Source organism: Klebsiella sp. JN_Kp122 (assembly GCF_040062085.1).
Taxonomy (GTDB): Bacteria; Pseudomonadota; Gammaproteobacteria; order Enterobacterales; family Enterobacteriaceae; genus Klebsiella; species Klebsiella aerogenes.
The window spans coordinates 1-24,187 of record NZ_JBEAHW010000022.1; the positions used below are offsets into that span (position 1 = coordinate 1).

Here is a 24,187-nt window from a genome sequence, read left to right on the forward strand (position 1 = left end):
CGGTGGCGCTGTCGCTTACCGGGGCTACAGAGTTGTGCTATTTGGTAGCCCGGATAAGCGCAGCGCAATCCGGGGATCTGCTCGTTTAGCGGCGAACCGGCGCGTCGCCGGCGACATAGTAGGCCGCGGTGCTGCGCGGTAACGGCTGACGCCCGCGAATGGCATCGGCCATCTTCTCGCCAATCATGATAGTGGTGGCGTTCAGGTTGCCGGTAATAATCTGCGGCATAATCGACGCGTCGACGACTCTCAACCCTTCCATGCCGTGGACGCGGCCTTCGCCGTCGACCACCGCCATGTCGTCGTACCCCATCTTACAGGTGCCGCACGGGTGGAACGCGGTCTCGGCGTGATTACGCACAAACTCATCTAACTCCGCATCGCTCTGGCACTCAACGCCAGGGCTGATTTCGCGCCCGCGATATTTATCCAGCGCCGGCTGGTTCATGATTTCGCGGGTAATACGGATGGCGTCGCGGAACTCCTGCCAGTCCTGGTCGCTCGACATATAGTTGAACAGGATTGCCGGATGGGCATGCGGGTCGCGCGATTTCAGACGCACGTGACCGCGGCTTGGTGAACGCATCGAGCCAACGTGGCACTGGAAACCATGCTCTTTAACCGCATTGGATCCATTGTAGTTAATCGCCACCGGCAGGAAGTGGTACTGAATATTCGGCCAGGCGAATTCCTCGCGGCTGCGAATAAATCCGCCCGCTTCAAACTGGTTGCTGGCGCCGATCCCGGTGCCGCCGAACAGCCATTCCGCGCCGATTTTCGGCTGATTCCACCATTGTAGCGCCGGGTACAGCGATACCGGCTCTTTGCACTCGTACTGCAGGTACATCTCAAGATGGTCCTGCAGATTTTCACCGACGCCGGGCAGGGCGTGGACCAGCGGAATATCAAACTGGCGCAGGAGTTCCGGATTGCCGACCCCGGAACGCTGCAGAATCTGCGGCGAGGCGATGGCGCCGGCGCAGAGCAGCACTTCTTTATTGGCCATTGCTTTCGACGGCGCGCTGCTGTCGCCTTCCAGCCACTCGACGCCAACGGCGCGTTTGCCGTCAAAAATAATGTGATCGGTCATGGCATGGGTACGGATGGTCAGGTTCGCGCGGCTGCGGGCCTGATCGAGATAGCCGCGGGCGGTGCTGGCACGGCGTCCCTGCGGCGTCACGGTGCGGTCCATCGGGCCAAACCCTTCCTGCTGATAACCGTTGAGATCGTCAGTACGCGGATAGCCCGCCTGCACGCCGGCTTCCACCATTGCATGAAACAGCGGGTTATTATTCTGTTTCGGCGTAGCGACGCTCACCGGGCCGTCGCCGCCGTGATAGTCGTTAGGGCCGATGTCGCGGGTTTCCGCTTTCCGGTAATAGGGCAGGCAGTCCAGGTAGCTCCAGTGTTCCAGCCCCGGCGCGGCGGCCCAGTTATCAAGGTCCATGGCGTTGCCGCGGATATAACACATGCCGTTAATCAGCGAGGAGCCGCCGAGCCCTTTACCGCGTCCGCACTCCATGCGGCGGTTGTTCATATAGGGTTCCGGTTCGGTCTCATAGGCCCAGTTATAGCGTTTGCCCTGTAGCGGGAAAGCCAGCGCGGCGGGCATCTGGGTACGGAAGTCAAAACGATAGTCCGGACCGCCCGCTTCCAGCAGCAGGACGGTGGTGTTGGGATCTTCCGTTAAACGCGTCGCGAGGACGTTGCCGGCGGAGCCGGCGCCAATAATGATGTAGTCAAACTGCAAAAATGACCTCCTGGTTAAAATATGGATTGAAACTGACCCATCTCAACCTGGATGGATTTCACCTGGGTGTAGCTTTGTAGCGTCATCACGCCGTTTTCTCGGCCAATGCCGGAGTGCTTATAGCCGCCGACCGGCATTTCCGCCGGCGATTCGCCCCAGCTGTTGATCCAGCAAATGCCCGCTTCCAACTGGTGGATGATGCGGTGAGCGCGGTTCAGATCCGGCGTGACGACGCCAGCGGCAAGGCCGTACTCGGTGGCGTTGGCGCGGCGAATCACTTCCGCTTCGTCGTCATAGCTGAGAATCGACATCACCGGTCCGAAGATCTCTTCGCGCACGATAGTCATGTCGTCGGTGCAGTCGGTGAAGACCGTCGGAGCGACCCATGCGCCATTATCGAAGCCTTCGCCTTTCAGCACATCGCCGCCGCACAGCAGGCGAGCGCCTTCGCTTTTGCCGCTCTCGATATAGCGCAGGACATTCTGGCGATGCGGGAAGCTGACCAGCGGGCCGAAATTGGTATCGTCGGCAAACAGGTCTCCGGCGCGGATACGGCCCACGCGCTCCAGGATCTTGTGTTCAAATTCGGCTTTAAACTTCGCGGGCACAAACACGCGGGTGCCGTTGGTGCAGACCTGACCGGAGCTGTAGAAATTGGCCATCATGGCGATATCGGCGGCGAGGTCGAGGTTGGCATCTTCCGCGATAATCAGCGGTGATTTACCGCCCAACTCCATGGTCACCTCTTTTAAAGAAGAGGCGGCGGAGTTGGCCATGACTTTTTTGCCGCTGGCGACACCGCCGGTGAAGGAGATTTTGGCGATACCCGGATGCTCGGTCAGGTACTGGCCGGTTTCGGCGCCGATTCCCGGCAGGACGTTGAAGACCCCTTCCGGTAGACCCGCTTCGCGGTAGATTTCCGCCAGCTTCAGCGCGGTGAGCGGAGTGACTTCGCTCGGTTTAAAGATCATCGCGTTACCGGCGGCCAGCGCCGGGGCCGATTTCCACAGCGCTATCTGGATCGGGTAGTTCCAGGCGCCAATACCGGCGACTACGCCAAGCGGCTCGCGGCGGGTGTAAACAAAAGAACTGTCGCGCAGCGGGATCTGGCTGCCTTCCAGCGCCGGGATCAATCCGGCGTAGTACTCCAGCACATCGGCGCCGGTTACGATATCGACGGCGGCGGTTTCGCTCAGCGGTTTGCCGGTATCAAGCGTCTCCAGACGCGCCAGCTCATCGTTACGTTCGCGCAGAATATCAACCGCTTTACGCAGGATCCGCGAGCGCGCCATCGCGCTCATCGCCGCCCACACTTTTTGCCCCTGTTGGGCGCTTTTTACCGCGCGGTCGACGTCTTCACGCCCGGCGGCCTGGACGGTTGCCAGCACTTCCCCAGTGGCAGGGTTGATGGTCTCGAAAGTTTTATCGCTGGTGGCGGCGACAAACTTGCCGTGAATATAAAGCTGCTGTTCGGCCATTCGGGACATGGTTTCCTCCATTATTGCGAAGTCGGTGGCAGATACTGACTGATAAAATGGTCGGCGAGAGTTTCGGCACGCGTTTTGTCGAGCGGTTTACCGCTTAACGCCGCCCGCAGCCACAGGCCGTCGATCAGCGCCGCCAGGCCGTAACCCGCTTCCTGCGCCTGCTCGCGGGGTAGCTGACGCTGAAACTCATACACGATGTTCGACAACAAACGCTTACTGCTGACCTGCTGCAGGCGATAGAGCATCGGCTGATGCATACTGCTGGCCCAGAAGGCGAGCCACGCCTTCATCGCCGCGCCGCTTATCTGGCTGTCATCGAAATTGCCGGCGACGATGGCCCGCAGACGCCGTTCAGCGCTGGCGCCGGGTAGCGCCCGCAGCCGCTGTAACACCGCATGGCGTAGCTGGCCGGTGATGTCGCGCATCGTCGCTTCCAGCAGTCCGTTTTTATCCTTGAAATAGTGGCTGATGATGCCCGTCGATACGCCCGCCCGGCGGGCGATCTGCGCGATGGTGGCGTCATGCATGCCGACCTCATTAATCGCCGCCAGCGTGGCGTCGATCAGCTGCCGCTGACGTATCGATTGCATCCCCAGTTTTGGCATTTCCCGGACTCCATTCATCAGATTTGTTTATCTATTAAAGCGGTTTTTGATTGGACGTTCAATATAAAATGTGTCTTAATTGTTGCCGATTTGCTTTTTAATAGTTGCAATAAATGTAAGGAGAATGGATGACAGACCTTTCGCCGAGCAGAGAAAAGGACAAAATCAATCCGGTGGTTTTTTACACTTCCGCAGGACTGATTTTGTTGTTTTCCCTGATGACTATCTTCTTCAGCGATTTTTCCGCGGCCTGGATTGGCCGTACCCTGAACTGGGTTTCTAAGACATTTGGCTGGTATTATTTACTCGCCGCCACGCTGTATATCGTGTTCGTCGTCTGTATTGCCTGTTCGCGCTTTGGTTCGGTGAAGCTGGGGCCGGAACACTCGAAGCCGGAGTTCAGCGTGCTGAGCTGGGCGGCGATGCTGTTTGCCGCCGGTATCGGTATCGACCTGATGTTCTTCTCGGTCGCCGAACCGGTCACGCAGTATATGCAGCCGCCGGAAGGGGCGGGGCAGACCATGGAAGCGGCGCGCCAGGCGATGGTGTGGACGCTATTCCACTACGGCCTCACCGGCTGGTCGATGTACGCCCTGATGGGAATGGCGCTGGGATACTTTAGCTATCGTTATAATTTGCCGCTCACCATCCGCTCCGCGCTCTATCCTATCTTCGGGAAAAAGATTAATGGCCCCATCGGCCACAGCGTCGATATCGCCGCGGTGATCGGTACGATTTTCGGCATCGCCACTACCCTCGGTATCGGCGTGGTGCAGCTCAATTACGGTCTGAGCGTGCTGTTCCATATTCCTGATTCCCTGGGAGCAAAGGCGGCGCTGATTGTATTGTCGGTGATTATCGCCACCATTTCGGTGACCTCCGGCGTGGATAAGGGCATTCGCATCCTTTCCGAGCTCAACGTGGTACTGGCGCTGGGGCTGATCTTATTCATTCTGTTTATGGGCGATACCGAGTTCCTGCTCAATGCGCTGGTATTGAACGTCGGGGATTACGTCAATCGCTTTATGGGAATGACGCTAAACAGCTTCGCCTTCGACCGCCCGGTTGAATGGATGAATAACTGGACGCTATTCTTCTGGGCCTGGTGGGTGGCGTGGTCGCCGTTTGTCGGCTTGTTCCTGGCGCGTATTTCGCGCGGGCGCACCATTCGCCAGTTTGTGGTCGGTACGCTGATTATTCCGTTCACTTTCACCCTGCTGTGGCTGTCGGTATTCGGCAATAGCGCGCTGTATGAAATTATTCACGGCAATGCGGATTTTGCCGCCGAAGCCATCGCTCACCCGGAGCGCGGTTTCTATAACCTGCTGGCGCAGTATCCGGCGTTTACCTTTAGCGCCTCGGTCGCCACCATTACCGGCCTGCTGTTTTACGTCACCTCAGCGGACTCCGGCGCGCTGGTGCTCGGCAACTTCACTTCGAAGCTGAAGGATATTAATAGCGATGCGCCGAACTGGCTGCGCATCTTCTGGTCGGTGGTGATTGGCCTGTTGACCCTCGGTATGCTGATGACTAACGGCATTTCCGCGCTACAGAACGCGACGGTGATCATGGGGCTACCGTTCAGCTTTGTGATTTTCTTCGTGATGGCGGGGTTATATAAGTCATTGAAGGTGGAAGATTATCGCCGCGAAAGCGCCAATCGCGACACTGCGCCGCGCCCGCTGGGCGTGCAGGATCGTCTGAGCTGGAAAAAGCGCTTGTCACGCTTAATGAACTATCCTGGCACGCGCTATACCCGCCAGATGATGGAGACGGTATGCTTCCCGGCGATGGAAGAGGTGGCGCAGGAGTTGAAGCTGCGCGGCGCTTACGTTGAGCTGAAAAGCCTGCCGCCGGAAGAGGGCGATAACCTTGGTCACCTCGATCTGCTGGTGCATATGGGCGACGAACAAAACTTCGTCTACCAGATTTGGCCGCAGCAGTACTCGATTCCTGGTTTTACCTACCGGGCGCGCAGCGGCAAATCGACCTACTACCGTCTTGAGACTTTCCTGCTGGAGGGGAGCCAGGGCAATGACCTGATGGATTACAGCAAAGAGCAGGTGATCACCGATATTCTCGACCAGTACGAGCGACACCTGAACTTTATTCATCTACACAGGGAAGCGCCGGGGAATAGCGTCACCTTCCCTGGAATGTAAACCCGCTTTTACCTGGGCGTCATGTAATAAATGACGCCCTTTTTTTGCAATCTAGTACATTGTCAATTTACAGCTTTAATTATTAAGTAGCCATTTAATGTACTATTTGTGCTTAATTAAATTGTTTTATTTGTGTTATTACTGGTTGTCATATAGTCATGGGGGGGAGTATCTACGCTTAAATATCGTTATTTGCAAATAATGAAATGAAATAATGAGTCCTGCAGGATTGCTTCCAGGGACGACAACGATATCACGTTTTAAATTCGTATAAATCGCACTATTAACAATAACAATCAGTACATGAGAAATATAATGGAAAAATATTCAGGGATCATTATTTGGGGGCCCTTCTATGCGATGATGGCCGCGGTTGTCTTCTGTTTTTCCAGAGGTTTTTTCCTCTACTGGATGATCAAAAGGGATCCTGTAGCGACCCGCGCCAGTATCGTGACTTACTACCCTAAAACGCCAAACGATCGTGGTGAGGTGAGTATTGTATTAACGTATAACTTTAGTGCCGAAGGTGAAATTTATAGCAAGGCCAATCAGTTTATGACTATTAATACGGTGGATCGCGCTAAGGTTTATGTGGGAAAAGAGGTACCCGTGATCTACTACCGGGCTAATCCTAAGTTCAGTCAGTTAGATTATTATCATCAGGAGTTAAGACAGAGATGATAACCTTTGTGAAGGGAATAACAGCAGCCAGGTAGGCCCGGCTCCTGTTGTAGTATCAGAGACAATAAATAGCCGATAACTATTTCGCCGCCAGCTCCCGGCGAATAATTTCCGCCCCGGCGCTTAGCGCATGTAGCTTACCGCCGGCGACCTGACGCGATAACGGCGCCATGCCGCAGTTGGTTGATGGATAGAGCTTGTCGGCGTCAACGAACTGCAGGGCTTTGCGTAGCGTGCTGGCCACCTCTTCTGGCGTCTCAACGGCGTTGGTCGCCACATCGATTGCTCCGACCATCACTTTCTTGCCGCGGATGAGCTCCAGCAGGTCCATCGGTACGCGCGAGTTGTGGCACTCCAGCGAAATAATATCGATAGAGGAGGTCTGGAGTTTCGGGAACGCCTCTTCATACTGGCGCCACTCGGAGCCGAGCGTTTTTTTCCAGTCGGTATTGGCCTTAATACCGTAGCCATAGCAGATATGCACGGCGGTTTCGCATTTCAGCCCCTCAACGGCTCTTTCCAGCGCGGCGATCCCCCAGTCATTGACTTCATCAAAGAAGACGTTAAACGCAGGTTCATCGAACTGAATAATATCAACCCCGGCGGCTTCTAATTCCCGGGCTTCCTGGTTGAGAATTTTGGCAAATTCCCAGGCCAGCTTTTCACGGCTTTTATAGTGATTGTCATACAGCGTATCGATCATCGTCATTGGCCCAGGCAGGGCCCATTTAATCGGTTTGTTGGTGAGTTGACGCAGGTATTTCGCATCTTCCACAAACACCGGCTGCTGGCGCTCGACGGCGCTGACAACGGTCGGCACGCTGGCGTCATAGCGGTTGCGAATTCTCACCGTTTGCCGTTTCTCAAAATCGACGCCGCTGAGATGTTCAATAAAAGTGGTGACAAAGTGCTGACGCGTCTGCTCGCCATCGCTGACGATATCAATGCCTGCGCGCAGCTGATCGTCGAGCGATAAACGCAGCGCATCGCGCTTTCCTAATACTAACTCTTCATTCTGTAATTTCCACGGTGACCACAGCGTCTCGGGCTGCGCCAGCCAGGTCGGTTTCGGTAAACTGCCTGCGGTGGATGTCGGGAGCAATGTTTTCATACAGGTGACCTTTATTTTTTTATGATTTAGAGAGCGTAATGAGCTGACCATTGCTCAAGAATATGCTGGTACGGCTTAATAAACTGTTGTTCGGTAAATTTGCCCTGTTCAATCGCCAGGCGGCTGCGCTCTTCGCGGTCATAAACAATCCGGGTCAACGAATGATCCTGATTATTCAGGTTCGGCTGATAGCACTGCCCGGCCGCGGAGTTAGCGTTATAAATTTCCGGGCGATAAATCTTCTGGAACGTCTCCATCGTGCTAATAGTGCTGGCAAGCTCAAGGTTGCTGTAATCGCTGAGCAGATCGCCCGCGCAGAAGAAGGCCAGCGGCGCTACGCTATTGGCCGGCATAAAGTAACGCACCTGCAGGCCCATCTTATTGAAATAGGCCTCGGTCAGCGCCACGCCATCCTGCTGGTACTCGACGCCGAGAATAGGGTGCTGATTGCCGGTCCGGCGGTAGGTATGCTTATTGGATACGCTTAGGCAGATGACCGGCGACTTTTTAAAACATTCATGGTATTCGGCAGAGCGTATGAAATGTTTGAAAATATTGCCATGCAGAACGCCATAATTTTCCGGCACGCTGAATGTTGCTTTATCTTTATTATATTCCGGCAGTAATACGCTAAAATCATAATCGCGCACATAAGAGGAGAAGTTATTCCCAACAATACCTTCGATTCGCGCGTTGGTGGCTTTATCAATAATATTGGTTTGCAGAATCTCAATCACCGGGAATGCCGCATTCTGGCCGTTATCGCTAATATTCATTTCGACCGAGATGATATCGAGCTCGACGGAGTAGCGGTCGCCGTTCGGGTTGTCCCACTGCACCAGGTTATTAAAGCGATTATCAATCATTGCCAGCGCATTGCGCAGGTTCTGCTGACGGTTTTCGCCCCGCGCCAGGTTGGCAAAATTGGTGGTAATACGCGTATTTTCCGCCGGGTTATAGTGTTCATCAAAACGACTACGTTTAATCGTAAAGGTAAAGTCTGTCATCGTCTCTTTCCACCCTGGGTTCTGATATAAAAATGCAGGTATTTCACATTCCCAGAATGACCTTGCGATTTATCTGGATTTATTATTCAGTAGCATTCATATTGTCTGCAGTTGCTGAAGACTATTTTTGCCAGAGTCATTGAATGAGTGAAAGAGAGTTAATTTCAATACTGCATGAGCCATCTTCATGATCCATCATGTGCTCTGCATAGATGTGCAAGATGGTTTAAGAAAATAGCGCCGGGAGAGGTGCGTGCGGAAAGAAAACGCCCCGGCTTATGCATCGTTAGCCGGGGCAAGACCGGTTTTACCAGCAGACAAACCCACCGTCGACCACCAGATCCACGCCGGTGCAGAATGAGGCGGCGTCGCTGGCGAGGAACAGCGCCGGGCCGGCCATCTCTTCTACCTTCGCCATGCGCTGCATCGGGGTCTGGCTTTCAAACTCGCGGGTCTGATGCACCATCTCCGGGCGGGTATTCATCGGCGTGGCGGTATAGCCGGGGCTGATGGCGTTGACGCGGATCCCTTTATCAACCCACTCCATGGCCAGGCTTTTCGACAGATGAATAACGCCGGCTTTCGAACAGTTGTAATGCGCCTGATCGAGGCCACGGTTAACAATAATCCCCGACATCGAGGCGATATTGATAATCGACCCACCGCCGGACTCCTGCATCAATTCCGCTTCTGCTTTGCAGGAGTTCCATACGCCGGTGAGGTTGATGTCGATAACCCGCTGCCACTGCTCGCTTTCCATCTCCAGGGCCGGATTGGCGTTGGCGATACCGGCGGCGTTAACGGCGATATCGAGGCGGCCATAACGGCTTTTGGCCAGCGCAACGGCGGCGCGCAGGTCGGCAAGCTGGCGGACATCGCCGGTATAAGAACAGGCCTGGCCGCCGATGGATTCAACATGGCTGACCGTTTCCGCCAGCCCGCCGTCGTCGCGAAGATCAAAACAGACCACCCGCGCGCCGGCGCTGGCGAGCGCGCAGGCGATGGTTTGGCCGATGCCGCTGCCGGCGCCGGTCACGAAAGCGACGCGCTCCTGCAGGTTAAACAGCTGCTGTGCAAAGTCTTTGCCGATCATAGTGATTACTCTCTTCAATATAGTGTCGAACGTCGGAAGCCCGGTTTCCCGGATGGCGGCGCGTAGCGCCTTATCCGGGCTACCGCGTTCAGGACATAATCAAACCGCCATCGATATTGATGGTCTGCCCGGTGAGGTAACGTGCATCATCGGAGGCGAGGAAGGCCACCAGCCCGGCTACGTCTTCCGGCTTACCGGCGCGCTTCATCGGGATCCCTTCGACCCATTCCGCCATCAGTTCGCCCTTGCCGTAACGCTTTTGCTCGGTGCTGAGAATTTCTCCCCACACGCGATCGTTGTAATCCCACATTTCGCTCTCAATAATGCCGGGGCAGAAGGCGTTGACGGTGATGTTCCACGGCGCCAGTTCGTGGGCCAGGCTTTGGGTAATACCGATCACGCCCATTTTGCTGGCGGCGTAGTGCGGCGTGTAGATAAAGCCCTGACGCCCCTGGCCTGAAGAGGTGTTAATCAGGCTGCCGTGGTTCTGTTTCACCATATATTTAGCGGCCTCGCGGCAGCACAGCCACACGCCGGTGGTGTTAACCGCGAGCACTTTTTCAAAATCGGCTTTTGGCATCCGATCGTAGTAATCGATGGTGATCACCCCGGCGTTCTGAATGGAGACGTCAATGGTGCCGAAGCGCGCGGCGGCCTGCTCATACAGCGACTGTACCTGGGCTTCGTCGGTCACATCGGCCTGCAGCGATAAAATATCCGCCTGATAGCGCTGACGCAGGGTTTCGGCGGTCTCGTGAACGCGCTCGGCGTTGGAGACCATCACCAGATTAGCGCCGTCGCGGGCAAAGCGCTCCGCAATACCTGCGCCGATACCGCGGCAGGCGCCGGTGATAACCACCGTTTTATTATGGAAATCTCGTTGCATATTTTTTCCCTTTCGATAAGCCGGGCGCCAGGCCCGGCGGAATACGTGTATACGGTTGCCGATTAGCTGGAGGTGGCGCCGTTCGGCGGGATGGCGGCCAGCTTCTCTTCATGGCGGCGCATCAGGATGACTTTGTTCTGCAGCTTCTGCTGGAACTGGTCGACGACAACGGCGGTGACGATCACCAGGCCCTTAATGACCATCTGCCAGAAGTCGCTAACGCCCATCATCACCATGCCGTCGGCAAGGAAGACGATCACGAAGGCGCCGATAATCGAGCCGGTCACCCGGCCGCGGCCTCCTGCCAGCGCGGTTCCGCCGAGCACGGTGGCGCCGATGGCGTCCATCTCAAACATGTTGCCGGTCATCGGGTGGGCGGTTTGTAGCTGAGAGGCGACGATCAAGCCGACGAAGGCGGCGCACAGGCCGGAGAAGGCGTAGACGAAAATTTTGGCTTTGACGATCGGTACGCCGGCGAGGCGAGCGGCGGATTCGTTGCCGCCAATAGCGTAGATGTAGCGACCAAGCGGCGTTTTGGTCGTCAGCCAGTAGCCCAATACCAGGAAGCCGATCATCAACCAGATCGGCAGATAAACGCCAAGCAGCGTACCGGAGCCCAGCGTGGCGAAACCGGTATTGCCCAGAGCTTCCATGCCGTTGAGGTTCGGGTAGGTGCTGCCGTTGTTAAACAGCAGCGCGGAGCCGCGGGCGACGTACATCATCCCTAAGGTGCAGATAAACGGCGCGACGCCGAAGCGGGTAATCACCGCGCCGTTAACCAGCCCCACCAGCACGCCGAAGACCGCGACGCAAAGGATCACTTCCGGGACGTTAAAGAAGATGATGTCGCCGTTCCATAGCGGTAGCCCGTTGGTCAGCAACGCGCCCGCGACCATCCCGCAGATACCCGCCACCGCGCCGACGGACAGGTCAATGCCGCCGGTGAGGATCACCAGCGTCATACCGATGGCCAACAGGCCGGTAATCGCCACGTGCTGGGTCATGATCAGCAGGTTAGAGGCGGTCAGGAAGTTCGGTACCATCACGCTGAAGAATGCGATCACCAGCAGCAGGGCGATGAAGGTTCTGGCCTTCAGCAGGTACATATAAATCATATATTTCTGGTTCATGATGGATTCCAGCCTGATTAATCTTGAGGTGTTGAAGCCGCGATTAACTTTTCGCGGGTCACCGCATGGCGCGGTAAATCGGCGGTAATGCGGCCATCGGCCATCACCAGGATGCGGTCGGCCAGCGCCATCACTTCATCCAGCTCCGAAGAGGAGAACATAACCGCCAGCCCCTGCTGGGCCATTTTGCCGATCAGGTGATAGACATCGGTTTTTGCGCCGACGTCGATACCGCGCGTCGGTTCGTCAAGGAAGACCACCTGCGGCTGGGTCATCAGCGCCTTACCCAGCACCACTTTTTGTTGATTGCCGCCGCTCAGCGAGGTGATGGGCAAATTGGCGTCGCTCACCTTGATAGCCAATTGCTGAATCATCTCTTTTACGCAGGACTCTTCTTTCTGCGGATTCAGCCACCGCCAGGCGCGGCGAAAACCCTGCAGGCTAAAATCAGAGAGCGTCATGTTGGATTGAATTGACATCATCTGCACCACGCCTTCGCCCTGACGGTCTTCCGGCACCAGCGCCAGGCCCTTTTTCAGGCGGTGTTGAAAGCGAGATTTGCCGATGCTTTCGCCGTTAAGATGTACCTCGCCGTTCTGGCAGGGCATCAAGCCAACCAGCCCTTTAAACAGCTCGGTGCGCCCGGCGCCCAGCAGGCCGTAAATGCCGATCACTTCGCCTTTGCTGAGGGTAAAGGTGACATCATTGAGTTTGTAGCCGCCGCTCGGATGCAGCGCGGTCAGCCCCTTAACGTCAAGCACCGCGTTGCCTTTTGGCGCGGGCTGATAATCAAAGTGCTTTTTCTTATCGCCGACCATCTGCTCAATGATCCACGGCACGCTGGCGTCGCTGACGTTGCGTTCGCTGATAAAGCGACCGTCGCGGAAAATGGTGATATTGTCGCCAATCTCCATCAGCTCTTCGAGGCGATGCGAAATATAGATAATGGTGACGCCGCGGCGCTTAAGCTGCTCGATGACCTTAAACAGCACTTTGACCTCGGACTGGCTCAGCGCCGAGGTGGGTTCATCCATAATCAGCACGCGGGTGTCTTTTGATAGCGCACGGGCGATTTCAACCAACTGCTGATGGCCAATCCCCAGTTCGCCCAGCTGCGTGTAGGGATCGACGTCGAGCTCCAGCCGCTCCAGTAGCGATTTAGCTAACGCATATTGATATTTCTCGTTGATGCGTCCTTTCTGAAAGAATTCATTAGCCATGAATATGTTGTCCATCACATTCATATTGGGGAATAAATTCAGTTCCTGGAAAATAATGCTGATGCCGAGTTTCTCTGCCTGATGGGTAGAGTTTAAAGTCACCGCCTCGCCATCGAGAATAATTTGACCGGAGGAGGGCGTTTCAACGCCGGCAAGCATTTTCATCATGGTGGATTTACCCGCACCATTTTCTCCGATCAGAACGTTAACCTTATTTCGATAGACCCGGTAATTCACGTTATCCAGCGCGGTCACGCCGGGATAAATGCGCGAAAGGCCGCGGGTTTCGATAATCACTTCAGATTCGACTGGTTGGGGAGCGACGATATCTTGCGGCGTCATATTATTGACCTCCCGGATGAACGATTTTCGCCGGGGTGATTTCCGGAATAGTTTGTGGAATATCCCAGGCCGAGAAAACGCCATACACTTCTACGTTGTCGCCGGTTTTCAGGTTGGCCGCCTGAATCATCTTGACCGCCTGACTGTTAATATTTTTGCTGTATTCGCCAAACAGCACCTGGTCGTTAAAGTCCTGGTAGCTGGCGTCGCGGTAACCGTCGCGCAGCAGGGTGCCGCGCAGGGTAGGGCCAATCTGCACCATCACATTACCGATGCTGCCATCGGCGAGGGTCATTTTGCCGCTACGCGAGGCGCTATCCAGCTTGCTGACGGCGCCTGTCACCTTAACGTAAAAGATGCACGGGTTTTCGTCCTGGGCGCGGTAGCCCAGCGCTTTGCAGGCGCTATCGATATCTTTTTGCGCCTTCAGCGCGCTCATCAACTCCGCCGCCGGGCGGGCGTTGGCGACCACCTGCGGCACGATGCTCTGCTGCCAGGTTTTATCGATGTTCGCCATATGCGGATTGGGCGGGGATTTCAGGTCTGCCAGCTCCTGCTGCGAGACGATGCGGCAGCCGCCAAGCGCCAGAACGGCAAGCGCGAGACAGGTTTTCTTGTACATAATGCTCTCCTCTGCGCCCCCGCAGGGGCGCAACCACCCGAACTCAGGACTTGATGTTGAAGTCCTGAACTTTATCTGCGTTATCCTGGGTAATCAGAATGCCGCGGAACATCACGCGCTGCTTCGCCGGCTTCTCGCCTTTTTGCAGGTAGTTATCCAGATCGGTAACGCCCTGGGCGGCGATGGCCTGCGCCTGGAGCATCACGGTCGCCTGTAGCGTACCGGCCTTCACCGCATCGCGTTCATCGTTGCTACCGTCGATACCGACGACGATCACATCGTTACGATTGGCCGCTTTTAGCGCCGCGATGGCGCCAAGGGCCACCGGGCCGTTACCGCAGATCACCCCTTTGACATCCGGGTGAGCCTGGAGAATGCTATCCATTATGCGTTTGCCGTCGATCAGGGTGCCTTTGGCATCCTGTTTTGCCACGCTGACCATATCCGGGTACTGGTCAATCACCTGGTGGAAGGATTTAGAACGGGTGACGCAGTTATTATCGGCGAGGTTGCAGGTCAGTTCGGCGTATTTGCCTTTTTCCGCCATTTTCTCAACAAATACGTTGGCGACTTCTGAACCTGCCTGGAAGTTATTATGGGTAATTTGTTCCAGCGCGACATCATCAACCGGAATTTCACGGTTAATTAATACCACCGGAATGCCCGCTTTTTTGGCTTTTTCAATGGCGGCGACGCTGGCGGTGGAGTCGGCGTTATCGAGAATAATCCCCTGCACCTTTTTACCAATGGCGGTATCAATCAGCTCATTTTGCTTTTTGACATCTTCGCCATGCGAGAGCACGGTCGTTTTATAGCCGAGGGCTTGCGCTTTTTCGCTGGCGCCTTTGGCTTCCGAGGCGTAATAAGGGTTATCCAGCGAGTTAACCATTATCATAATGGTGCCTTTTTCGGCGCTATGCGCGGCAAAGGAAAAGGCAGTCAGGGTCGCAGCGGTTAAAAGAGTTAAACGTAATTTCATGACTCTGTTCCTATATTTTTATATTCGAACAAATGAGCCCCTGAGCGGGCAGGATTTTACGGTCTGAAATTTCCCCAGAATAAATTCGGGGGTGCGATACATCGTTATGGGCCGGGGTTCTCCTGTAGTGGGTTAATAAGGTTCGTCGCTCAATCTGACGCCGATGGGCATCAGGCTGGCGAATCCGGTTTCCATAATGTTCTGTTTACCGCATGGCGCCACTCCCGCCAGCGCTGCTGTAGGCGCTGGTGGCGGGCCATGTCGGGTTGAAAAGCGCTGTGTTCGGTTAAAAAGGCTTGCAGGTCGGCGGTCTCACCCGGAGTGAGGGCTTTGCGGGCGAGTAGCGCCGCGCCGATGGCGGACAGCTCCGGGATATCGCTGCGCATCACCGGGCAGCCGAGCAGGTCGGCTTGGTATTGCATCAGCCAGTCGTTGTTGGTTGGGCCGCCGTCGACCATTAACGCCGTCAGGGTGAATTCAGCGTGCTGGCGCATCGCCGCCACCACGTCGGCGATTTGATAGGTAATGGATTCCAGCGCCGCGCGGATCAGGTGCGCGCGCTTGACGCCGCGGCTGAGGCCGCAGATCACCCCGCGGGCGCTGTCATCCCACCAGGGGGCGCCGAGCCCGGTCAGCGCCGGCACGAAGTAGACCCCTAAGGTCGAATCGACGGAGGCGGGCAGGGTATTCAGCTCGTGGGCCAAATCGGCTGCTGAGAGTTCGCTCAGCCCGGTGCTGTCAGCCATCCATGCTACCGCATCGCCGGTATGAGGAATGTTGCCTTCCAGTCCCCACACCAGCTGGTCGCCATCGTGCCAGGCGACGGTGGTCGCCAGGGCGGCAATATCGCACTGGGCCGATTTGACCGGCGCCATCACCGAGGAGCCTGTGCCGTAAGTGGCTTTCACACAGCCAGCTTCGCCAAGCGCGTGGCCGAAGAGCGCGGCGTGGGAGTCGCCAATCATCGCCATCACCGGAATACCGTCGGGGATCGCCGCCAGCCCTTTGGTGTAGCCGAACAGACCGCTCGACGGTTTAATCTCCGGCAGCGCCGCGCGCGGAATACCAAACAGCGTCAGCATTTCGTCATCCCACTCGCCGCGGTGCAGATTCAGCAATTGGGTGCGGGCGGCGTTGGAATAATCGCAGAAGAAGGATTGTCCGCCGGTTAAATTCCACAGCAGCCAGCTGTCGATAGTGCCGAGGCAAATCTCGCCGCGTGCGGCAAGCTGATAGCCATCGGGAGTGGCGTCCAGCAGCCAGCGCATTTTGGAGGCGGAAAACAGCGGCGCAATCGGCAGGCCCGTGGCGTGCTTAATGCGCTGCTCCTGACGATCGCGACGCAGCGTGTCGCAGAACGCGGCGCTGCGGGTGCACTGCCAGGTGATGGCGGCGTTAATGGGTTCGCCACTGGCGCGATACCAGCCGATGGCGGTTTCGCGTTGATTGCTGATAGCCAGCGCCGCAACGTTTTCCGCGCCGACGTGAGCCACCGCTTTGGCGATCACCGCCAGCGAGGCCGCCACCAGCGCCTCGCCGGATTGTTCCACCCAACCTTCGCGCGGGGTTTGGATCGCCAGCGGCTGTGAGAACTTGACGCTAACCTTGCCTTTGCCGTCCAGCACCACGGCTTTCGCGTTGGTGGTGCCTTCATCCAGCGCAATGATGAACTCTTTGGCTGTCGCCTGCATATGATGCTCTCCTCGGTCACCCATTGTCCTGGAACGGCGGAAACAGAGATGGTCTCCGGCCATTGCATGCGTCTATGCAGGCCATGATGTGACATATCGTTATCGCTTTTTAATCACTGAATATATATTCGATAGTGATTATTTATTTGATACCTTAAGCCACAAACCCGGTGATGGGCTACCTGAAAAATCATCAATTGTGCTGGCAATCACATTTCACAGATTGGGAATATGACACGAAGGCTGGGAGGGTGGCTGTTTAATTTATTGAATTATAATGAGTTATTTTGCAATCCCTGTTGCTGAAAAACAGCCTCAGGGATTGACGAGGCATAAAACTGCGGAGGATTAGTCGCTAACCAGTAATCTGGCGGTGGGGTAATCGGTGATTAAAACATCGATATAGCCGCCGGTAAGCGCGCCTTTAATTGCCGCGACTTTGTCGGTGCCGCCGGCCAGCGCGACCACGTTCGGGCATTTTTTGACTTTCTCCAGCGCCATGCCGATCACCGGATCTTCATCTTCGCGTAACACCGGCTGGCCGTATTTGTCGTAGTAGTGCAGGCAGATATCGCCAACCGCGCCGCGCGCCGCCAGCACCTGCAGCATATCTTCGTGATAATAGTTACCCGACGTTTTCAGCAACTGGGAAGGTTCGAGAATTCCAATGCCGACAATGGCGATATCGACCTCGTCAAAGCGTGAAACCACGTCGGCGACATCTTTGCTGGCCAGCAGGCGATTGCGCTCTTCCATGGAGCCTTCGATGCTCTGCGACGGCAGCAGCCAGGCATCGCAGTTAAGACGCTGGGCCAGCGTCTGGGTGAGGATCGTCGCCTGCACGTTGCCGTTGGGCCCGACACCGCCAAGCAGTTGGATGACGCCGCTGGCCTTCAGGTTTTGCGCGTGGACCTCATCAACCATCGCGCGGATGGTCGAACTCCATGAAGAGACGCCAATCAGATCTTTTGGCCGCAGGCGGGTTTCCAGGTAGTGCGCGGCGGCGGAGCCAATCGCCCGCTTGATGGTATGGTCACTGGCCTCTTCTTCGGTATCGACCACCACCGCCTGTTTAAGCCCGTAGCGATCCTCAAGCCCCTTTTCGAGATTGAGAAAGATATTCGATGGCTGCACGACGCTGATTTTGACGACGCCCTCTTTTTGGCAGCGGGTAATCGCACGAGAGACAAATGACTGAGACAGCGAGAGAAGTTGGGCGATATCAGACTGCTTTCGTCCTTCCAGATAGTAAAGCGTGGCAATCTTCACCAATAGCCGTTGTTCATCCTGCTTAGCCATATTTATCCTCGTAAATCATTTATCGCCTTTCTTCAGGCGTTTAGCTGCAGCCATTATCGTAGTGACTTCTATCATACGCGAAAAAAAATCACACTTAAGTGTGATGGTGGTCAAATTTTTACCACTCATCAAAATCGACTATGGACAAAAACAAAACAGCCAGGCCATAATCGAATAAAGAATCATCATTGAATATATATTCATGGTGGCTTTGAGTCAACGAGTTTATCCGGGCTTGCCTGGAGCGGGAGGCAGAATGTTCCTGAGTACGGCGCAGTGGTGTAAGGCTAACCACCGACATGGGGATATCTGGTTTTTTTAGTTCCTGTTGGAATAAATATTCCATATTGAAAATAAATTCAGAGGTATTAAATGAATCCCTACAGATTTGATATCCAGACGCTTGAGCGCAAAGCGCGCGCCGTGCGCCGCCACATTGTCCGCTTAAACGCCAATAGTCCGGCTGGCGGTCACACCGGGGCTGACCTGTCGCAGGTCGAATTGTTAACCGCGCTCTATTTCCGCGTACTCAATGCGGCGCCCGATCGTCTTGACGACCCGCAGCGCGATATCTATATCCAGTCGAAAGGCCATGCGGTGGGCTGCTACTACTGCGTCCTGGCGGAAGCCGGTTTCTTCCCGATCGATTGGCTGGAGACCTACCAGCACGCGAACTCGCACCTTCCCGGTCATCCGGTGCGGCAGAAAACGCCGGGCATTGAGCTTAACACCGGCGCGCTGGGCCACGGTTTGCCTGTAGCGGTGGGGCTGGCGCTGGCCGCAAAGAAAAGCAACAGCCCCCGCCGCATCTTTTTAATCACCGGCGACGGCGAACTGGCGGAAGGCAGTAACTGGGAGGCGGCGCTGGCGGCGGCCCATTATGGCCTCGATAACCTGGTCATTATTAATGATAAGAACAATCTTCAGCTGGCCGGGCCAACCCGTGAAATTATGAATACCGATCCGCTGGCCGATAAATGGCGCGCCTTCGGCATGGAGGTCAGCGAATGCGACGGCAACGATATGGCCTCGGTGGTCGCGGCTATCGAAGGGCTACAGCAGAACGGTAAACCTAACGTCATTATTGCCAACACCACGAAGGGCGCGGGCATCTCCTTTATCCAGGGGCGCCCGGAGTGGCACCACCGGGTGCCGAAAGGCGAGGAAATCGCACTGGCGCTGGAGGAACTGAAAGATGAGTAATGCAGAACACCTGGCGAACGTGATGGTCGAGGCGTTTATCGCCGCGGTGGAAAAGGGCGTCGATCTGGTGCCGGTGGTCGCGGACTCCACCTCAACGGCCAAGATCGCTCCCTTTATTAAGCTGTTCCCCGGACGGCTGGTTAACGTCGGTATCGCCGAGCAGAGCATGGTCGGCACCGCCGCTGGGCTGGCGCTCGGCGGTAAAGTGGCGGTGACCTGTAACGCCGCGCCGTTCCTTGTCTCCCGCGCTAACGAGCAGATTAAAGTCGATGTCTGCTACAACAACACCAACGTCAAGCTCTTTGGCCTTAACGCCGGGGCCAGCTATGGCCCATTGGCCAGTACCCACCATGCTATTGACGACCTGGCGGTAATGCGCGGTTTCGGCAATATCCAGATTTTCGCCCCCTCCACGCCGCGCGAATGCCGGCAGATTATCGACTACGCCCTGGCGTATCAGGGGCCGGTTTATATCCGCCTTGACGGCAAGGCGCTGCCGGAGTTGCATGACGAAGCGTACCGTTTTGTGCCCGGCGCGGTGCTGACCCTGCGCGAAGGCGCAGCGGTGGCGCTGGTGGCGACCGGTTCAACCGTGCACGAAGCGGTGGAGGCGGCGCAGCAGCTTGCCGACCTTGGTATTGAGGCGAAAGTGGTTAGCGTGCCGTCGATTCGTCCCTGCGATACCGCGGCGCTGCTGGCGGCGCTGCAGTCATGCCGTTCAGTTATTACCGTCGAAGAACATAACGTCAACGGCGGGCTGGGGAGCCTGGTCGCCGAAGTGCTGGCGGAAGCGGGCGCGGGGATTGCCTTGCAGCGTCTGGGGATCCCGGATGGCGAGTATGCGGCGGCCGCCGATCGCGGATGGCTGCGTCAACATCACGGTTTTGACGCGGCGTCGATTGTCGCGCGGGTACAGAAAATAGCGCAGGGTTGAAAAAACGCCCTCCCGGGGGGAGGGCGTCAGACACTAATATTATCAGAAGTGGGTGTTGACGCTCATATACCAGGTACGGCCGGATTCGTTATAGGTCTCCGCGCCAGCGCCGTACATATAACCTTTGTCGCCGCCGGTGGTTTGGGCGTTACCCGCGCGCCAGTGGCGCTTGTCGAAGACGTTATCCACGCCGCCGGTCAGGCTGACGTTTTTGGTCACGTCCCAGGTCGCGCTCAGGCCGAGGATGCTATACGGGCTGACCTCGTTCTTCTCGCTGCCGGTGACCGGCTGGCCTTTGTAGTTGTACTTCTTCGGTTCCTGCTTGCCGTACCAGGTGAAGGTCGATTGCACAGAAACGTCCTGATAAACCTGCCAGCTCAGCGTTGAGTTCAGCGTGTATTCCGGAATAATCGACAGGCGATCGCCGGTCTCTTTGTTCTTACTCTGCAGCATGTAGGTGATGTTGTTGGTCCAGTTCACCGTCTCGCTGACCGGCACGTTCAACGTGCCTTCCAGCCCTTCAACTACCGCTTTCGGCACGTTTTCCCATTGGTACAGATCGGTGCCTTTGCCGTTGGTATAGACCGGAGCATATCCCGCTTCAATCTTGTTGCGGTAATCGTTACGGAACCAGGTGACGCCCGCCAGCCAGCCGTCGCGTTTGAATTCCAGGCCGATCTCTTTGTTGATGCTGGTCTCTGCTTTTAAGTCGTCATTCCCTTGCAGATAGCAGCCGGATTTACTCGCATAGCAGCCCTGGCCTTTACTGTAGAGAATATAGTTGGGGTTGGTTTGATACAGGCTCGGCGCTTTATAGGCGCGGGCGATACCCATTTTCAGGGTAAAGTCGTCGCCCAGGCCCTGCGACAGGTTCAGCGACGGGCTCCAGTTATTACCAACGATGCTGTGGTGATCGAAACGCAGCGCCGGCGTCAGCATGGTGGTATCGGTCACTTCCATGTTGTTCTCGGCGAACAGCGAGAAGATTTCCGCTTTTGAATAGGGGCTGCGGCCGGTGCTGTCGTAGCCCGGGATTTCACCGCCGGAGAGTTCCTGGGTATTAGAGGCGTTGTCCTTCATGCGCTGCTGGTTCCATTCGGTACCCAGCGTCAGGTTCTGGTTAACCCACAGATCGAACGGAATATTGACTTCGCTGTGCAGCATCACGTCGGAGAGATCGATATCCGAGAACTGGTTGCTGCTGAAGATCCCCTCGGTGCCGCCCGCCAGGCCTTCGCCTTTACGCGAGTTGCGGGTGTGTTCGTACTGCGCCCAGTTGCTGGTGGTCACGCCGTTATCCCAGCCGCCGTTCCAGGTCACGGAGTAAGTATTGCGATAGAGACGGTTGGTCTCTTTACCGTAGTTCTCTTTCACCAGATCGTTGCTGTTGGTGTTTTGCGTATCACCGGCGTACAGGTTGCCCTGGCGGCTATAGCCAGCTTCAAACTCCAGCGACTGCATCGGCGCGAAATCCCAGCGCACCACGCCGTTGATGTTTTTGTTTTCTACCCCTTCACGCCCGGCTGGCAGGGTATCGGCGTAAATGCCGGTACGTTCAGACTGGTGGCCCTGGTTGATATCCCAGGCGTCAGCTTGGGTTTTATCGAGGTTACCGTACATGCGGAAGCTGAAATCGCCGCCCAGCGGGCCGCTGAGGCTAAAGTCGGTACGCTTGGTCGCGCCTTCGTCTTTATGCTCCGGCATGTTCATGTAGGCGTTCCACGAACCATGCCACTGGTTGTCGAATTTTTTCGTAATGATGTTGACCACGCCGCCCGCCGCGCCGTTACCGTAACGCGCCGCCGCCGGGCCGCGGATAACGTCTATACGTTCGATCATTTCCGGCGGTACCCAGCTGGTATCACCGCGGGTGTCGCGTTCGCCGCGCCAGCCGAGACGAACAGAGTTACGGCTGGTCACGGGCTTACCATCAATCAGGATTAAAGTGTTTTCCGGGCCCATACCGCGAATATCAATCTGGCGATTGTTGCCGCGCTGGCCGCTGGTGGAGTTGCCGGTCAGGTTGACGCCCGGCATGGTACGGATGATTTCAGAGACGTCGCGCGCCGGCGGACGTTTGCGAATTTCATCGGCGGTAATAGTGGAAACGCCCGGCGCCTGTAGGTTTTGCACCTCGGCGGTGACAACCATCGTTTCTTCACCGGCGGCTTGTTTACTGTCGGTGGTTTCTTCCGCCGCGCACAGCGGGAATGCCACCCCGTAGATACCCAGATTGACCATTAAGGCCAGGGACTTAATCCTGTTATTCATTGTAAGTCAGTTCCGCTTTTCTTTGCCGCTTTCCCCAGAAGCCCCTTCCCACCGGGAGAGGAGGCGGCATAAATGTAGCCAGTAGAAGGTGAACGCTTTCCGTAGCCGACCGAGCCAAACGCTCTGAAAAGACCCTCTCTGACCTTGATTTAATGTAATGAGAAGACGCGCTACCCATAGGCGCGTTAATACGCTATTGCAAATGCAAATAGTTATCAATAATATTATCAATAAATATTACCTTTGTTGATAAAAATCACGGTAAACATAGGGTTACTGACGGAATGCAAATAACGGGAAGTGACGACTGGTGGCTGGGGATCGCCGGCCCGCAGACAGAGGCGCTGGGCGACGCATATCGGGTGACCTTCTGGTGGCGCGATCCGGCAGGCAGCGAAACCACGTCGCCGATTCGGCGGGTGTGGATTTACATTACCGGCGTCACCGATCATCACCACAACGCGGCGCCGCAAACCCTGCAGCGCATCCCAGGTACCGATGCCTGGTGCTGGCAAACCACGCTCCCCGCCAGCTGGCGCGGCAGCTACTGTTTTATTCCCTCCGAACGCGACGACGATTTTTCCCCGCAGCTCTTTAACGGTGAAGCGCCGGACCGCGCGCTGCTGCGCGAAGGCTGGCGCAAACTGCTGCCGCGGGCGGTTGCCGATCCCCGCAATCCGCAAAGCTGGAAGGGGGGGCGCGGCCACGCGGTCTCAGCGCTGGAACTGCCGCAGGCGCCGGAACAGCCGGGTTGGCATTATCGCGAGCCGGTTTCGCCAGCGCCGCGCTGTATTGAATGGCGCAGCCAGCGATTAGGTAACCAGCGACGAGTGTGGATTTACACCACCGGCAGTGGGACGGATCGCCCGCTGGCGGTCCTGCTTGACGGCCAGTTCTGGGCCGAAAGCATGCCGATTTTTGCGCCGTTGGCGGGGCTGACGCGGGAAGGCCGCCTACCGCCGGCGGTCTATGTGCTGATCGACGTTATCGACAATCAACACCGCGGCGTGGAGCTGCCCTGCAATCGTGATTTCTGGCTGGCGGTACAGGAAGAACTGCTGCCGCTGGTGCAGGCCGTGGCGCCATTCAGCGATCGCGCCGACAGGACGGTAGTTGCGGGGCAGAGCTTCGGCGGTCTGGCGGCGATGTATGCCGCGCTCCACTGGCCGCAGCGTTTTGGCTGCGTTCTGAGCCAGTCGGGGTCGTACTGGTGGCCGCAGCGCGGCAGTAGCCAGCCGGGAGTGATACTTGAACAACTGCAGCGCGGCGAGCTTCGACCGCAGGGGCTGCGTATCTGGCTGGAAGCCGGCGTGCGTGAGCCGATTATTTTTCGCGCCAACCAGGCGCTTTTCGCGCAACTACGGCAGACCACGCCGTCCGTTTTCTGGCGCCAGGTTGACGGCGGTCATGACGCGCTATGCTGGCGCGGCGGGCTGACGTCCGGGCTTATCCAGCTATGGCAGCCTTTGCGCCGCGGGCAACAACACGCGCTTAATGAGGAGTGAGAGATGCAATTCAGCAACCCCTTCGACAATCCGCAAGGGCAGTTTTACATTCTGCGCAACGCACAGGGGCAATATAGTTTGTGGCCGCATCACTGCGCGCTGCCGACAGGCTGGACGGAGGAGTGTCCGCCGCAGTCATTAGAGGCGTGTAACGCCTGGCTTGCCGCCAACTGGTCAAACCTTATCCCAGCGCACTACGCCTCCTGAGG

Annotated in this window: 20 protein-coding genes; 6 read left to right on the forward strand and 14 right to left on the reverse strand. The window is 56.5% G+C overall.

All coding sequences use genetic code 11. The annotated features are described in order from the left end of the window. Positions 1-85 precede the first annotated feature (85 nt). The 3 genes from betA to betI are packed head-to-tail and all read right to left on the reverse strand — an operon-like array spanning position 86 to position 3,842. Entirely contained in the window at positions 86-1,750 is a 1,665-nt protein-coding gene (gene betA, locus ABLU78_RS10300; RefSeq protein WP_015367798.1) for a choline dehydrogenase, read from the reverse strand. A gap of 14 nt (positions 1,751-1,764) precedes the next feature. After that, a complete protein-coding gene (betB, locus tag ABLU78_RS10305) occupies positions 1,765-3,237 on the reverse strand; it encodes a betaine-aldehyde dehydrogenase (protein ID WP_048228505.1) in 1,473 nt (490 codons plus the stop codon). Between the two features lie 11 nt (positions 3,238-3,248). Then, positions 3,249-3,842 carry a transcriptional regulator BetI gene (gene betI / locus ABLU78_RS10310; protein WP_015367796.1) on the reverse strand — a complete coding sequence of 198 codons (594 nt, stop codon included), beginning with the start codon at positions 3,840-3,842 and terminating at the stop codon, positions 3,249-3,251. Positions 3,843-3,970: 128 nt separating this feature from the next. On the opposite strand from betI, the gene betT reads away from it, so the two are divergent. Both betT and ABLU78_RS10320 read left to right on the forward strand, forming a co-directional pair. Further along, positions 3,971-6,004 carry a choline BCCT transporter BetT gene (gene betT / locus ABLU78_RS10315; RefSeq protein WP_015704693.1) on the forward strand — a complete coding sequence of 678 codons (2,034 nt, stop codon included), beginning with the start codon at positions 3,971-3,973 and terminating at the stop codon, positions 6,002-6,004. A gap of 315 nt (positions 6,005-6,319) precedes the next feature. Next, the gene (locus tag ABLU78_RS10320) at positions 6,320-6,685 is read left to right on the forward strand and encodes a hypothetical protein (protein ID WP_048228506.1); all 366 of its coding nucleotides are present in this window, start codon (positions 6,320-6,322) and stop codon (positions 6,683-6,685) included. Positions 6,686-6,764: 79 nt separating this feature from the next. On the opposite strand, the gene ABLU78_RS10325 is transcribed toward ABLU78_RS10320, so the two are convergent. From ABLU78_RS10325 to ABLU78_RS10370, 10 genes are all read right to left on the reverse strand, one after another. Further along, complete coding sequence (locus ABLU78_RS10325; RefSeq protein WP_015704695.1) at positions 6,765-7,796, reverse strand: methionine synthase; 1,032 nt, start codon at positions 7,794-7,796, stop codon at positions 6,765-6,767. Between the two features lie 26 nt (positions 7,797-7,822). After that, positions 7,823-8,803, reverse strand: a complete 981-nt coding sequence (locus ABLU78_RS10330) for a DUF1852 domain-containing protein (protein WP_015367792.1) — start codon at positions 8,801-8,803, stop codon at positions 7,823-7,825. A 307-nt stretch (positions 8,804-9,110) separates the two neighbouring features. Continuing rightward, complete coding sequence (locus tag ABLU78_RS10335) at positions 9,111-9,896, reverse strand: SDR family oxidoreductase (RefSeq protein ID WP_015367791.1); 786 nt, start codon at positions 9,894-9,896, stop codon at positions 9,111-9,113. Positions 9,897-9,984: 88 nt separating this feature from the next. Then, positions 9,985-10,782, reverse strand: a complete 798-nt coding sequence (locus ABLU78_RS10340) for an SDR family oxidoreductase (protein ID WP_015704698.1) — start codon at positions 10,780-10,782, stop codon at positions 9,985-9,987. A gap of 62 nt (positions 10,783-10,844) precedes the next feature. Continuing rightward, a complete protein-coding gene (locus ABLU78_RS10345) occupies positions 10,845-11,912 on the reverse strand; it encodes an ABC transporter permease (protein ID WP_015367789.1) in 1,068 nt (355 codons plus the stop codon). Between the two features lie 17 nt (positions 11,913-11,929). After that, positions 11,930-13,474 carry a sugar ABC transporter ATP-binding protein gene (locus tag ABLU78_RS10350; RefSeq protein ID WP_032712825.1) on the reverse strand — a complete coding sequence of 515 codons (1,545 nt, stop codon included), beginning with the start codon at positions 13,472-13,474 and terminating at the stop codon, positions 11,930-11,932. Between the two features lies 1 nt (position 13,475). Beyond that, positions 13,476-14,096: a DUF2291 domain-containing protein gene (locus ABLU78_RS10355; protein WP_032707598.1), complete on the reverse strand. Its 621-nt coding sequence runs from the start codon at positions 14,094-14,096 to the stop codon at positions 13,476-13,478. A gap of 43 nt (positions 14,097-14,139) precedes the next feature. After that, positions 14,140-15,075, reverse strand: coding sequence for a D-ribose ABC transporter substrate-binding protein (locus ABLU78_RS10360; RefSeq protein ID WP_015367786.1), 936 nt, complete (start codon positions 15,073-15,075; stop codon positions 14,140-14,142). A gap of 170 nt (positions 15,076-15,245) precedes the next feature. Further along, the gene (locus ABLU78_RS10365; protein ID WP_032712826.1) at positions 15,246-16,766 is read right to left on the reverse strand and encodes an FGGY-family carbohydrate kinase; all 1,521 of its coding nucleotides are present in this window, start codon (positions 16,764-16,766) and stop codon (positions 15,246-15,248) included. 348 nt (positions 16,767-17,114) lie between these two features. Further along, positions 17,115-18,065 (reverse strand): sugar-binding transcriptional regulator, encoded by a 951-nt coding sequence (locus ABLU78_RS10370; protein WP_015367784.1) that lies wholly within the window; start codon positions 18,063-18,065, stop codon positions 17,115-17,117. A 372-nt stretch (positions 18,066-18,437) separates the two neighbouring features. On the opposite strand from ABLU78_RS10370, the gene ABLU78_RS10375 reads away from it, so the two are divergent. Both ABLU78_RS10375 and ABLU78_RS10380 read left to right on the forward strand, forming a co-directional pair. Further along, the gene (locus ABLU78_RS10375) at positions 18,438-19,268 is read left to right on the forward strand and encodes a transketolase (protein ID WP_015367782.1); all 831 of its coding nucleotides are present in this window, start codon (positions 18,438-18,440) and stop codon (positions 19,266-19,268) included. Continuing rightward, positions 19,261-20,202: a transketolase C-terminal domain-containing protein gene (locus tag ABLU78_RS10380; RefSeq protein WP_032714039.1), complete on the forward strand. Its 942-nt coding sequence runs from the start codon at positions 19,261-19,263 to the stop codon at positions 20,200-20,202. Before ABLU78_RS10375 ends, ABLU78_RS10380 begins: the two co-directional genes overlap by 8 nt. Before the next feature lie 42 nt (positions 20,203-20,244). Here the strand turns inward: ABLU78_RS10380 and fepA are convergent, their stop codons facing one another. Then, the gene (fepA, locus tag ABLU78_RS10385) at positions 20,245-22,473 is read right to left on the reverse strand and encodes a siderophore enterobactin receptor FepA (protein ID WP_045388620.1); all 2,229 of its coding nucleotides are present in this window, start codon (positions 22,471-22,473) and stop codon (positions 20,245-20,247) included. 236 nt (positions 22,474-22,709) lie between these two features. Here fepA and fes point away from each other — a divergent pair, with 236 nt between their 5' ends. Continuing rightward, positions 22,710-23,978, forward strand: coding sequence for an enterochelin esterase (gene fes, locus ABLU78_RS10390; protein WP_227505595.1), 1,269 nt, complete (start codon positions 22,710-22,712; stop codon positions 23,976-23,978). Between the two features lie 3 nt (positions 23,979-23,981). After that, entirely contained in the window at positions 23,982-24,185 is a 204-nt protein-coding gene (locus ABLU78_RS10395; RefSeq protein WP_048228512.1) for an MbtH family NRPS accessory protein, read from the forward strand. Positions 24,186-24,187: the final 2 nt, after the last annotated feature.

What these genes read in the sequence shown, in the direction of transcription:
- betI (WP_015367796.1), bottom strand. Translation starts at nt 3,842, where the DNA reads ATGCCAAAACTGGGGATGCAATCGATACGTCAGCGGCAGCTGATCGAC.
- betB (WP_048228505.1), bottom strand. Translation starts at nt 3,237, where the DNA reads ATGTCCCGAATGGCCGAACAGCAGCTTTATATTCACGGCAAGTTTGTC.
- betT (WP_015704693.1), top strand. Translation starts at nt 3,971, where the DNA reads ATGACAGACCTTTCGCCGAGCAGAGAAAAGGACAAAATCAATCCGGTG.
- ABLU78_RS10370 (WP_015367784.1), bottom strand. Translation starts at nt 18,065, where the DNA reads ATGGCTAAGCAGGATGAACAACGGCTATTGGTGAAGATTGCCACGCTT.
- ABLU78_RS10330 (WP_015367792.1), bottom strand. Translation starts at nt 8,803, where the DNA reads ATGACAGACTTTACCTTTACGATTAAACGTAGTCGTTTTGATGAACAC.
- ABLU78_RS10380 (WP_032714039.1), top strand. Translation starts at nt 19,261, where the DNA reads ATGAGTAATGCAGAACACCTGGCGAACGTGATGGTCGAGGCGTTTATC.
- ABLU78_RS10375 (WP_015367782.1), top strand. Translation starts at nt 18,438, where the DNA reads ATGAATCCCTACAGATTTGATATCCAGACGCTTGAGCGCAAAGCGCGC.
- ABLU78_RS10355 (WP_032707598.1), bottom strand. Translation starts at nt 14,096, where the DNA reads ATGTACAAGAAAACCTGTCTCGCGCTTGCCGTTCTGGCGCTTGGCGGC.
- ABLU78_RS10335 (WP_015367791.1), bottom strand. Translation starts at nt 9,896, where the DNA reads ATGATCGGCAAAGACTTTGCACAGCAGCTGTTTAACCTGCAGGAGCGC.
- ABLU78_RS10350 (WP_032712825.1), bottom strand. Translation starts at nt 13,474, where the DNA reads ATGACGCCGCAAGATATCGTCGCTCCCCAACCAGTCGAATCTGAAGTG.
- ABLU78_RS10340 (WP_015704698.1), bottom strand. Translation starts at nt 10,782, where the DNA reads ATGCAACGAGATTTCCATAATAAAACGGTGGTTATCACCGGCGCCTGC.
- ABLU78_RS10365 (WP_032712826.1), bottom strand. Translation starts at nt 16,766, where the DNA reads ATGCAGGCGACAGCCAAAGAGTTCATCATTGCGCTGGATGAAGGCACC.
- ABLU78_RS10360 (WP_015367786.1), bottom strand. Translation starts at nt 15,075, where the DNA reads ATGAAATTACGTTTAACTCTTTTAACCGCTGCGACCCTGACTGCCTTT.
- ABLU78_RS10345 (WP_015367789.1), bottom strand. Translation starts at nt 11,912, where the DNA reads ATGAACCAGAAATATATGATTTATATGTACCTGCTGAAGGCCAGAACC.
- ABLU78_RS10325 (WP_015704695.1), bottom strand. Translation starts at nt 7,796, where the DNA reads ATGAAAACATTGCTCCCGACATCCACCGCAGGCAGTTTACCGAAACCG.
- ABLU78_RS10320 (WP_048228506.1), top strand. Translation starts at nt 6,320, where the DNA reads ATGGAAAAATATTCAGGGATCATTATTTGGGGGCCCTTCTATGCGATG.
- ABLU78_RS10395 (WP_048228512.1), top strand. Translation starts at nt 23,982, where the DNA reads ATGCAATTCAGCAACCCCTTCGACAATCCGCAAGGGCAGTTTTACATT.
- fepA (WP_045388620.1), bottom strand. Translation starts at nt 22,473, where the DNA reads ATGAATAACAGGATTAAGTCCCTGGCCTTAATGGTCAATCTGGGTATC.